Source organism: Streptomyces sp. NBC_01750 (genome assembly GCF_035918095.1).
Taxonomy (GTDB): Bacteria; Actinomycetota; Actinomycetes; order Streptomycetales; family Streptomycetaceae; genus Streptomyces.
Genome location: NZ_CP109137.1, coordinates 8,879,150 through 8,885,979, shown reverse-complemented (window position 1 = coordinate 8,885,979; position 6,830 = coordinate 8,879,150). Strand labels below are relative to the sequence as shown.

Below are 6,830 nucleotides of genomic sequence, written 5' to 3'. Positions count from 1 at the left end.
TTAAGTTGGCCCTGACGGGCCAACTCGGGCCTGACGGCCCGTAAGGTGACGGTGCATCACGCCTGGCGGCGTGAGCGTGGGTTGGTGCGGCCGACGATGTCGGCCGATGAGGCTGATGGATTCCCCCTGACGGGGGAATCGTTGGGTGTGTGAGTTGGGACCGGCGCCTGGCGGCGCCGGGTTGATGTCAAAGTGGTTTTCTACATGGTTATTTGAGTTGGCCCCTCCCCTGGCGGGGAGGGTTGCTCAATGTGTTGTGCCGCTTGGCGATGCCAAGCGGAGAGAGCGTTGAGAGCGGGGCTTGCCAGGCTGACGCCTGGTTGGGGGGCCGGAGGCGTTCGGGCTGGCGCCCTTCGGCTCCAGGAACGGTTCTGCGCTGGGTAAACGTGATCTGTTGGGGGTTCCGTCTATCGAGTGCTCCTGTCTTGCGGGGATCCCTCGCTGACGGGTTTTGAAGTCAGTCTGGGGATACGGCAGTTCGTTCAGCCTTGTTGGTCCCTGGTAGCTCCTGCGGCGCGCGTCCTGGGGTGCGGGTTGAGTCATCGCTGAGTTGGCACCTACGTGCGCCTTGCCGCGGTTCTTCTATCAGTCGTCTTTCATACGCGTCGTCGGCCTGATGGCCTGCCGCTCACCTTCTGCCAATAGGTCGCCGGCGGCATTCCCCGTGTAAGGGGCTTGTCTGCCTGGGCACTTGGGGGCTCGGACGACTGCGGTCCATTGGCAGTTCGGTCTCGTCATTGCACAGAAACAGAAAAGGAGCACCTCCATGTCCATTGCACTCCCAGAGGCAAGCAAGGCGCCTGCAGCCGTCCCTCCCCCGGACATTGCTGACGCGCGCCGTGCCGCGTACGAAGATGGCCAGCCTCTACTCCCCCGGCTCTCCGCCCTGGGTGTCCGGATCGGTGACAGCACGCCCGGCTACGGAACCATCCCCGGCGTTCTCCTCCGGAACGTAACGGACGTACAGCGCGAGTGGGTAGTTGGGCTCGCTCAGTCCGGAGACCCGTGAGCGTGTCCTTGCCTGGCTCTTCGCCCAGGCGCTGGACATCGACAGCGAGCGGCCCCTGGTGATTCAGCGTCAGGAGAAGGGCAGCTTTGCCACCTGGTGCCCGAGGGGCTGCGTCGTGGACCACACCAGGGACGTAACGGAGGGCGCCGCGCTTGAGGATCTCGCGCACTACATCGGCGAGCCGGCGGAGATGACGCTCTCCATCTGGGACGCCGAGCAGGGCACGGTCGACACCGTGGTGCTCGGTGGGCAGATCGCCGTCTACCCCTACTCGCAGAACCCCGAACGCACCGTTCCGCACGTCAATCTGGAGGTCTTTCAGGACGAGTACATGGAGGATCCTCGGCCCGAACGAACTCGCTGACGTCATTGCCCGGGTGCGGGCTCACCTCGATGTGCTCGAGGAGCTGCGGGGCTGGCTGGTTCAGGCTCGTTTCGCGTACCGGGCACCGAGCTCATGACCACGGCGATGCCAGCGGGGGCTGGCTGTCCGGAGTTGGCAGGTGCCTGCGCGGTTGATCATGCGACGGACCAGAGTGGTCCCCACTCTGCGTATGGCCTCACGGTCGGCTGCTGTGAGCGTGCGAGTGGGCGCGGCGATACGGTCGGCCTCTCGGCAGAGCTCGTCCAGTGGGACGCCGAGCCGGGCTTTCCCAGGGTGGTCGAGGTGTGCCCAGACGTCGACGGGACCATTCTCGAGTGTCGACTCCTGCGGACGTGGAGCGCCTGCGTACGGCGGCATACGCGTTCGGGCAAGGTCTCAGCACGCTCGCCGTACGGCTCGCCGGTCAGCAGAATCCGGGCGCGCGCAGGGGATGTGAGGGGCTGGGTGGTCACTGCTCCCTGGATCACCCCGGTCCGCCTGAAGGTCTCGACCATGTTGGTCCCGTAACCGCGCTCGGGGCGCCGGGCGATCGCGCGGGAGAGTTCCTGCAAGCGCAGTTGTTTCAGTCTCAGGCGCAGGACAGTCCCCCGGTCATCGCTCTGTGGGCCGGCTCCGTGGACGCGGAAGTCGGTGCTCGGGGCGCCCGGGCCTGTGCCCTGCAGCTGCGCTGTATGGCTGACCACATCGAGCATCTCGCCGCGCAGCTCGACCGGATCACCACAGGCTGGAGAGACGAGAGCGTCGCTGGGAGTATGGAGGCCGCAACCAAGGCCACGTGAACAGCTGGCGTCGCACGGTCTTTGGTCAGGATGGGAGGCATCAGCTCCAGGGTGGCAGCGTCCCGGAGGAGGACGACCTGTACGGCTTCGTCGACCGGTACCGGCTGTTGTGGTGAGCGTGCTGCCAATGCCGCACTGTGCCCACGTTCAGGACGAGGAGCGGCGTTTCGTTGTGTCGGCGCAGGCTGCCGTGCAATGGGGAGGTAAGGCTCACTGGAGACACGTCATCTGCTGATCTACACGTGCCTAGGCATGGTGCTCGTACCGCTGCGACCCTTTCGGTCATCACTCCAGGAAGGAGACTGTGATGAGCTGGGCCGACAATCCGGAGCGCCTCGCGCGCCTCTTGTCCGACCTGGCCAACGCTCTTGAGATGTCGGGCGTCGATAGGTCGGGAAGCTCTCCCGAGCGGCATCTCTTGGACGATGCGCGCTCGGCCGCTCGCGAGCTGGCCCCTCCCAAGCGTCGTCGATCAGGGAAGGGGGGCGGATTCTAGGCAGTGATCATCCGGGCGCTTAGTGAGTGTCCGGGGTCTGGTGTTCGCCTTGGCTTCCGAACGGGCTAGCGACCGTGGTTGGGGGCGGCTCGTCGCCGTGAATTCGCCTTTCGACATCGCACCAACGCGTCATCTTTCACAACGCCTTGGACATCTCCGAGGTCGTTGGCCAGGAAGGGGTCCGATGAACGTGCCAGGCGCCCGTGCAAGGCCGTCACTCTCCTCGCCCGGGCGGCGCCTGGAGCCTGCGGTCCGTCAGGGCCTGGGCAGCGGCAGGCCGGACATGTGCGGGTGTCGCAGATGCTGCCCGCCGTCGTAGACGTGCAGGGTGAAGGTCTCCGGCCCCGGCCGGTCGGCCTCGTCGTAGGCGTCCAGGACGCGCTCGATGCGCTCCCACAGCCGTACCGGGCCGCCCTCGCGCACCTGCCAACCGCCGTTGTGGGGGGTGAGGGTGGCGGCCGAGCTGGTCGCCACGTCGACCAGGTGCACCACCTCTCCGGCCGTCGTCATCTGCGCGTCCGGCACCGCGCTCTGGGCGAGGAACCGCAGGTGGAACGCTTCCTCGGTGGCGGCGGTGATCCGCTTGGGGCTGTGCCGGGCCGCCCTGGGTTTGTCCGGGAGGCCCGCGGCCCAGTGGGCGGGGTTGCCGAATGCCGGCGCGGCGTGCGTACGCGCCGACATGAACGACACCGTGCCGGGCAGCAGTTGGCCCTCGGCGGTGCCGTCCTCGGCGACGGTGAGCAGGACGCGGGCGTACCCGTAGAGCCAGCCCGAGAGGGTGAGCAGGATCTTCCCGCCTGGCCGGGCCTGGGCCAGCAGCGCGGGCGGTACGGCGCGGAACGAGCAGGCGGCCACGATCCGGTCGAACCGTGCCTCGGGCCAGTACCCGTACAGCCCGTCCGCCACTGCCAGGGTCGGGGTGTAGCCGCAGCCGTACAGCGCCCTCGCCGCTGTCTCCAGCCGGCGGCCGTCGACCTCGATCGATGTGACGTCGGCGGAGCCGAGACGCTCGCAGGCCAGCGCGGTGGAGTAGCCGGTCCCCGTGCCGATCTCCAGCACCGTGTGGCCCTCTTGGAGGTCGGCGTCGGCCCACATCCGCAGCACGAGGGAGGGGAGCGTGGAGGATGAGGTCGGGGCCCCGCCGTGGCGCTCGATCGGGTTCTTCCAGTCGGGTTCGTCGCCGTCGAACTGTGTGATGAGCGTGGTGTCGGAGTACGCGGCGGCCAGCCACCGGCCATAGTCGGGCTCGGCGGTGACCGGTTCCCAGTCAGGCCCTGCCTGTCGCGCTCGTCGGCGGGCAGGTAGAAGCCGGGCACGAACCGGTGCCTGGGCACCGTTTCCACCGCCTGGCGCCAGGCTGGATCGGTGAGGACGTCCTTCTCGGCGAGGGCCTTCGCCATCGCCTCGCGCAGCCGCGCGGCGTCGGTCTCAAGGTCGGCGGGCATCGTCATGGCCTACCGCCTCCTTTCCCTTCGAGGATGTCGGCGAACGCCTCGGTGATGGCGGGCGCGTCGGGCAGCCAGCCCCACTGTCCGTTGCTGTTGCACTCGATCGCCGTCCAGTGTTCCGGGGCATCCCCGTCGCCGGTCAGAGCGAAGTCGAAGCAGCCGAAGACCAGGCCGAAGGAGTCCAGGTAGCGGTGCAGCGCGGCCTCGACCGGGGCAGGCACGGTGGTGGGGGCGTGGGTCAGGTCGTCCCAGTTGCCGCGGCGCCAGTCCAGGGCGCCGTCCGGGGCGGCTACGTGCTGGGCGAAGACGCGGCGGCCGACCACGGTGACCCGTACGTCGCTGGTCTTGGGGATCTCGGCCTGGAACAGGTGTGCGGTCACGGCGAGCGTGTCGTCGAAGGTGTCGAGGTCGACGCGCTGGGCCCAGATCGCGCCGGTGTGACCGTCCTCGTCTCGGGGCAGGCCGCGGAACGTCTTGTAAATGACGCGGCTGTGCTCGGCGGCGAACTTCCGCGCGGCCTCGGCATCGTTGGTGACCAGGGTCGGCGGGATCGTGAGTCCGAGCTCGGTGAAGCGTTGGAGCTGGGCGGGCTTGAAGTCGGCGCGTGTGATGGCGGCGGGGTGGTTGACGTACGTCGCACCGTGCAGATTGTTCAGTATGCCGCCGAGCCCGTGCCTCGCCTCGGCGGCGGCGAAGTCCCGCTGCTGTGGGGGCAGATGCCCGTACCGGGCGGCGTAGGGGGTGGGGCGGCGGTAGTAGACCGCCGCCACCTCCCCCAGCTCCACCTCCCGGCTTGCCGTACGCAGCCGCCCGCCCCACGTGGGCGTCCCCGCCTCGATGTGGGCCGCGAAGGTCAGGGCGGGTCCGATGTCGGCGGGGTCGACGCGGGCGACGGGCACCTCACGCTCGTTCAGCGCGGCGATGACCCGGTCCGCGGTGACGTCTTCCAGCGCGGTGACGACCAGGACGGTGGAGGCCATCGGTCAGTCCGACTCGTAGTCGGTGGTGTTGTCGTCCTGGGTCTGCGGCTGCGGGTTCTGCCCGTCGCCGCCCCCGGAAGTGGAGGCGGTGCCGGTGGTCCTGTTGGTGCCGTGGTTGCCCATCTCCACCACCTGGCCGGCGGCGTCGGTGTAGCGGGCGGTCTGCGTGGCCCCATCGAGCGTCACCCTCGCGTAGGACGGCGGGCTGTCCGGCAGCCGGTCGGTGACCAGCTGCATCGCCCAAGGAACCTCGGGTGCGAGCGTCGTCATGCGTTGTCCCTTCCCGTGCAGTCAGGCAGTCAGCCCGGTCGGCTGCCGCCTGAGCGGAATCGGCGATGCCCCGACCAGGACCGTAGTGGCCGCGCGCCGTGGCACATGACGCCACGCTTCGCGTGCTCGGCCATGACCGGTCTTCCGTGTCGGCGGTGGATGTGGAGGTGGTGCTGCCTCCATGTCACCGCGATCGAAGATCTGTTCCTAGAGACGGAGTTGGGGACTTGCTGGGAGTGGATCTGGGAGGGAGTTGGGACGTGCTTGGGACGCGTCAGCCCGCTCGGAGGAGGCGGAGGACGGCCCGCTGGTAGACGGAGTAGACCTGGGGCAGCTCGGCGAGGTGGGCGCGCTCGTCGATGCCGTGCAGCCCCTCGTAGGGCAGGCCGAAGCCGGCCGTGGCCGGGATACCTTCCGCAGCCAGCAGGTTGCCGATGTTCGACGGCCCCGCCGTCTTCGCCCGCACCGCCAGTCCCGCCTCGGCGGCGGCGGTAAGGAGTGCAGCGGCAGGCTGTTCGTCGTCGGCCAGACGGAAAGGCGGCCAGGTGGCAACCGGGGTGATCTCGGTCGGCTTCGGAGCGGGTAGTTCCGCATCCAGCTCGGCAACGGCCTTGCGGATGAGGGTCTCGGCGTCGTGGGCATCGAAAGCCGGGGTGATACGGACGTCGACATTCAGGTCGCACCGATCGGGGGTGGTCGAGAAGCCTTGGCCACCGTGGAGGGAGGTCACCGACAGCTTCGGCGGCAGCGGAAAGCCTGCATCTGCGCCGGGCAGTTCGGCCGCATCGAGGAGGCGTACAAGGTGGGCCGCGCGGGAGATGGCGCCGACCACGGTCCGGCTGGACCCGGAGTGTCCGGAAGGGGCGTGCACGGCGATGGTGGAACGCCACAGGCCCCGGCCGCCGACGACGACTTCGTCCAGTCCCGGGTATCCGATCATCACTCCGGCCGGCCGCGCCGCCCGCGGGTCGGCGAGGTAGGCGCGGGCGCCGCCGAAGCCTCCCGTGTGCTCGTCGACGTCCAGCAGCACGGCGAGCCCGCCGTGCAGGGCCTCGGCCCGGGGCTTCAGGTCGGCGGCGATGTGGCAGAACATCGCCGCGGCGAGCTTGGAGTCGGCAGCTCCGCGGCCCAGCAACCAGTCCCCACGGATGTCGCCGGAGGTCGGGGAGAAGGACCAGGCGGTCTCGTCTCCGTAGGGGGCGGTGTCAACGCAGGCGTCCAGCGCCCACCATGTGCCCGTCCGGCCTCCGGGGATCTCCACCAGCAGGCCCACCAGCTCACCGGAGCTGCCGTGCAGACGCCTGTGGGGCAGGGAGCGGGCGGCAAGCCAGTCCTCCAGGACGGTAAGGACGGGCCCGTAGTCGTCGATCCCGGCCCGGCTCGGCCGACGGATCAGCCCACTCGCGAGCTCCGCCACAGACGCCATGCGGGCCTCGGTAGCCAGGTGAAGGTTCTCGCTCACG

Annotated in this window: 5 protein-coding genes and 1 pseudogene; 2 read left to right on the top strand and 4 right to left on the bottom strand. The window is 69.0% G+C overall.

The window, feature by feature from the left end:
* Positions 1-980 precede the first annotated feature (980 nt).
* Entirely contained in the window at positions 981-1,373 is a 393-nt protein-coding gene (locus tag OG966_RS40100; RefSeq protein ID WP_326647184.1) for a DUF6907 domain-containing protein, read from the top strand.
* A 335-nt stretch (positions 1,374-1,708) separates the two neighbouring features.
* Positions 1,709-2,173 carry a DUF6907 domain-containing protein gene (locus tag OG966_RS40095; RefSeq protein ID WP_326647185.1) on the top strand — a complete coding sequence of 155 codons (465 nt, stop codon included), beginning with the start codon at positions 1,709-1,711 and terminating at the stop codon, positions 2,171-2,173.
* A 751-nt stretch (positions 2,174-2,924) separates the two neighbouring features.
* Here the strand turns inward: OG966_RS40095 and tgmC are convergent.
* The 4 genes and pseudogenes from tgmC to OG966_RS40075 all read right to left on the bottom strand — a co-directional run bounded on the left by tgmC (position 2,925) and on the right by OG966_RS40075 (position 6,793).
* Positions 2,925-4,120 (bottom strand): annotated as a pseudogene (gene tgmC, locus OG966_RS40090) (ATP-grasp peptide maturase system methyltransferase).
* Positions 4,117-5,097 carry an ATP-grasp ribosomal peptide maturase gene (tgmB, locus tag OG966_RS40085; RefSeq protein WP_326647186.1) on the bottom strand — a complete coding sequence of 327 codons (981 nt, stop codon included), beginning with the start codon at positions 5,095-5,097 and terminating at the stop codon, positions 4,117-4,119. Before tgmB ends, tgmC begins: the two are co-directional and overlap by 4 nt.
* Before the next feature lie 3 nt (positions 5,098-5,100).
* Complete coding sequence (locus tag OG966_RS40080) at positions 5,101-5,367, bottom strand: putative ATP-grasp-modified RiPP (RefSeq protein WP_326647187.1); 267 nt, start codon at positions 5,365-5,367, stop codon at positions 5,101-5,103.
* 274 nt (positions 5,368-5,641) lie between these two features.
* The gene (locus OG966_RS40075) at positions 5,642-6,793 is read right to left on the bottom strand and encodes a M20 family metallopeptidase (RefSeq protein WP_326655024.1); all 1,152 of its coding nucleotides are present in this window, start codon (positions 6,791-6,793) and stop codon (positions 5,642-5,644) included.
* Positions 6,794-6,830 lie beyond the last annotated feature (37 nt).

Bases quoted from the DNA above. Each gene is read 5' to 3' on its own strand.
- tgmB (WP_326647186.1), bottom strand. From the start codon at position 5,097: ATGGCCTCCACCGTCCTGGTCGTCACCGCGCTGGAAGACGTCACCGCG.
- OG966_RS40080 (WP_326647187.1), bottom strand. From the start codon at position 5,367: ATGACGACGCTCGCACCCGAGGTTCCTTGGGCGATGCAGCTGGTCACC.
- OG966_RS40075 (WP_326655024.1), bottom strand. From the start codon at position 6,793: ATGGCGTCTGTGGCGGAGCTCGCGAGTGGGCTGATCCGTCGGCCGAGC.